Source organism: Sphingorhabdus sp., assembly GCF_041737645.1.
Lineage (GTDB): Bacteria > Pseudomonadota > Alphaproteobacteria > Sphingomonadales > Sphingomonadaceae > Sphingorhabdus_B.
Genome location: NZ_JBGSRI010000023.1, coordinates 1 through 3139 on the forward strand (window position 1 = coordinate 1; position 3139 = coordinate 3139).

Consider the following 3139-nt stretch of genomic DNA (forward strand, 5'->3'; position numbering starts at 1 on the left):
GGAATAGCAATGGCAGGCATCTATTTTTTCGATTCTATATTTAAGTGCCGCGCAGCAACCGATTGTTCGGGCTTTGCAGGAAGTCGAAGCGCTATATAGAAGCAGTCACGATTTTCGCAACTGTCATGGAACAAATGGCCCAGAATCCGCGCATATATCTCGACCACGCAGCCACGACGCCGCTGCTCCCGGCGGTGCGTCACGCTATGGCCGGCGCAATGGAGCGGTGGGCGAACCCGTCCTCCCCCCATAGCGAGGGCAGGGCGGCGCGTGCTGCGCTGGAAGATGCGCGGGCGCGGATCAAGTCGGCGCTGGGCTGGGATGGCGAAGTCATCCTGACAAGCGGGGCGAGCGAAGCCATCGCACTTGCGCTGGGTGGCGGTGAGGCTATTGCCAGCGCGGTTGAACATGATGCCGTGTTGGCCGTTGCGGCCCCAGAACGGTTACCTGTGGACTCCAACGGATATGTCGACCCCGCATCGATCTGCAAGCCGTCAAGATACGCTGTGCAGTCAGTCAACAACGAAACAGGCGTCATACAATCTTTGGAAAAAATCGCCGATGCCGTCCGTGCATCAGGCGGAACGCTATTTGCCGATTGTTCACAAAGCGCGGGGAAGCTGCCGCTGCCTGATGCCGATCTGATCGCGATTTCGGCGCATAAACTCGGCGGGCCACCAGGCATTGGTGCATTGCTGACGCGCAATCTGGGGTTATTGCAACCGACCGGGGGGCAAGAGCAGGGCTATCGGCGGGGGACCGAAAACTTGCCCGCAGCAATCGGTTTTGCGGTTGCCTTGGAGGCTGGTTTTGGATGGCTCGAAAAGGCAGAGCGGCTTCGCCAGAGACTGGATGAGGCGGTTATCGCCGGTGGCGGAGAAGTCGTCGCACAAGAGAGCCGGCGACTACCGACCATCGCAAGTTACCGCATGCCCGGCGCAGCAGCATCGAGCCAGCTGATCAACTTCGACATGGCGGGCATTGCCGTATCCGCTGGGAGCGCCTGTTCGTCGGGTACGCTCAAAACCAGTCATGTTCTTGGTGCGATGGGTTGGGATAGCAAATCGGCTTCGGAAGTAATCCGCGTCAGTTTCGGGCCGGACACCGATGAAGCAGATGTAAGCCTGTTCATCGAGATATGGCAAAGCATTGCAAATCGAGCCAAGACGGCGTGATTTACCTCGACTATCAATCGACTACGCCGATGGCGCCCGAAGTCTTTGCCGCAATGGAACCATGGCTGAAAGACGGATTTGCCAATCCGCATAGCGCTCATGTTCCGGGCAGGGCAGCGGCAGCAGCAGTCGAGGTTGCGCGCGACCAGATCGCTGCGATGCTACCCAAAGGGGGCAGAGTCATTTTCACCAGCGGCGCAACCGAGGCGCTAAATCTTGCGATCAAAGGCTGCGGGTTGCCGGTCACCGCGCTCGCCACGGAACATGCGGCGGTGCTGGATTGCGTGGCCTATGCAGGTGGAGCGGTTGTTCCGGTCGATGCAGACGGGCGCGCGGCACATGTCGTCCCGGGACCGGGCCTGTTTGCGGCTATGCTGGTGAATAATGAAATCGGAACGATCCAGCCGGTCGCCGAGCTGGCGGACCAAAGCCATGCACACGGTGGTCTGCTGCTGTGCGACGCGGTGCAGGCGTTTGGCCGGATGCCTATCCCCGAAGGCCCGGACATGATCGCAATTTCCGCCCATAAGATTCACGGACCCAAGGGCATTGGTGCCTTGTGGGTGCGGGACGGGATCTCGCTGACCCCGCTGATGCACGGCGGCGGGCAGGAGCAGGGGCTGCGCTCGGGAACCTTGTCGCCCGCTCTGTGCACAGGATTCGGCGCAGCGGTTCAAGTCGCTGCACAGCGGATGGAGCAAGATGCCGTGCATATCGCGCAATTGTGGGACCATGCCATCGCGGCATTTTCCGAATGGACTGTAAACGGTTCGACCACGCACCGCTACAAAGGCAATCTCAACCTGCGTCGCGACGGGGTTGATGTGGGAAGGCTGATGTCCGAATGCCGCGATATCGCCTTTTCCGCAGGCTCCGCTTGCGCCAGCGGGTCGGGCCGTCCCAGCCATGTCCTGTCCGCGCTCGGACTGTCCCAAACACAGGCAAAATCTTCGATAAGGCTCGGTTTTGGCCGCTATACGACGCTCGCGGAAATTGATATTGCTGCCGAAGCAATCAACCGGGCAGCAGAGGCGATGTTATGATCAAGGTGACCTTCATCAATGCCGAAGGCGACGCGCACGAGGTGGAGGCTGAAACAGGTCTAGGGTTGCTGGAGGTCGCACAGGCCGCCGGAATGCCCCTGGAAGGCACATGCGAAGGGCAGATGGCCTGTTCTACCTGCCATGTCATTGTGGACAAGGCATGGTTCGACAAATTGCCCGCCGCGGTTGAAGATGAAGAGGATATGCTCGATCTGGCCAGCGGCGCACGGCGCACAAGCCGCTTATCCTGCCAGATCCTTTTGACCGATGAACTCGACGGCATCGTGGTCCGAATTCCGACGGAGAGCCGGAACATGCAGGGTATTTAGGGTCAGGACCTATTAAATGCACTTGCGAGGCGTCAAAATGGCGAAGATATCGGACCAAAATGCGCGCCGCCGATAGTCATTCTTCCGGCAAGCGTATTTTGGTTCGAGATCAAAGCCATTTTGACGTCCGGAGGATTTGACCCATTTTGCCCATGGTTGCGTCAGAAAGCCTTGAGATATATTTATATCCCTGCGGCTTCCTTCCTTACCCTGTGCAAAATGGCCTCAAACCTCGCAAGTGCATTTAATAGGTCCTGACCCTGAGCTCTTCACTTCCCATTCACCAAAAAACCCCTATATGGGTCGTTGCCGGGTTCGCCCGGCTATGGCGATAAATTGCGGTGTGTAATAGATGCAGCGGACCCGGGGGCGGTACCCGGCAGCTCCACCATATCTCCCGGTTTACCGGGCGTTTTGAAGGGGCTGAACTAGGATCGACGTGCGTTGAAAGGCATTGTTTTTGCCCGGCATGAATAAGCCGTGAAATGGTTCAAAACTCATAAGTGCAAACGATAACGAAGCACTTGCTCTCGCAGCGTAATTTTGGGCCTCACGGTCTGAAATTATCCTAAAAGAACGCGGCCGAACCGGC

At 58.1% G+C, this 3139-nt stretch carries 3 protein-coding genes and 1 other RNA gene; all 4 read left to right on the top strand.

Annotated elements, in window-relative coordinates; genetic code table 11:
- Positions 1 to 134 precede the first annotated feature (134 nt).
- Positions 135 to 1175 (top strand): cysteine desulfurase family protein, encoded by a 1041-nt coding sequence (locus tag ACEW72_RS03265; RefSeq protein ID WP_373474950.1) that lies wholly within the window; start codon positions 135 to 137, stop codon positions 1173 to 1175.
- Positions 1139 to 2218, top strand: a complete 1080-nt coding sequence (locus tag ACEW72_RS03270) for a cysteine desulfurase family protein (protein ID WP_373474951.1) — start codon at positions 1139 to 1141, stop codon at positions 2216 to 2218. Before ACEW72_RS03265 ends, ACEW72_RS03270 begins: the two co-directional genes overlap by 37 nt.
- Positions 2215 to 2547, top strand: a complete 333-nt coding sequence (locus ACEW72_RS03275) for a 2Fe-2S iron-sulfur cluster-binding protein (protein WP_373474952.1) — start codon at positions 2215 to 2217, stop codon at positions 2545 to 2547. The genes ACEW72_RS03270 and ACEW72_RS03275 overlap by 4 nt, the downstream gene beginning before the upstream one ends.
- A gap of 269 nt (positions 2548 to 2816) precedes the next feature.
- Positions 2817 to 3134, top strand: a transfer-messenger RNA (tmRNA) gene (ssrA, locus tag ACEW72_RS03280).
- The last annotated feature ends 5 nt before the right edge of the window (positions 3135 to 3139 follow it).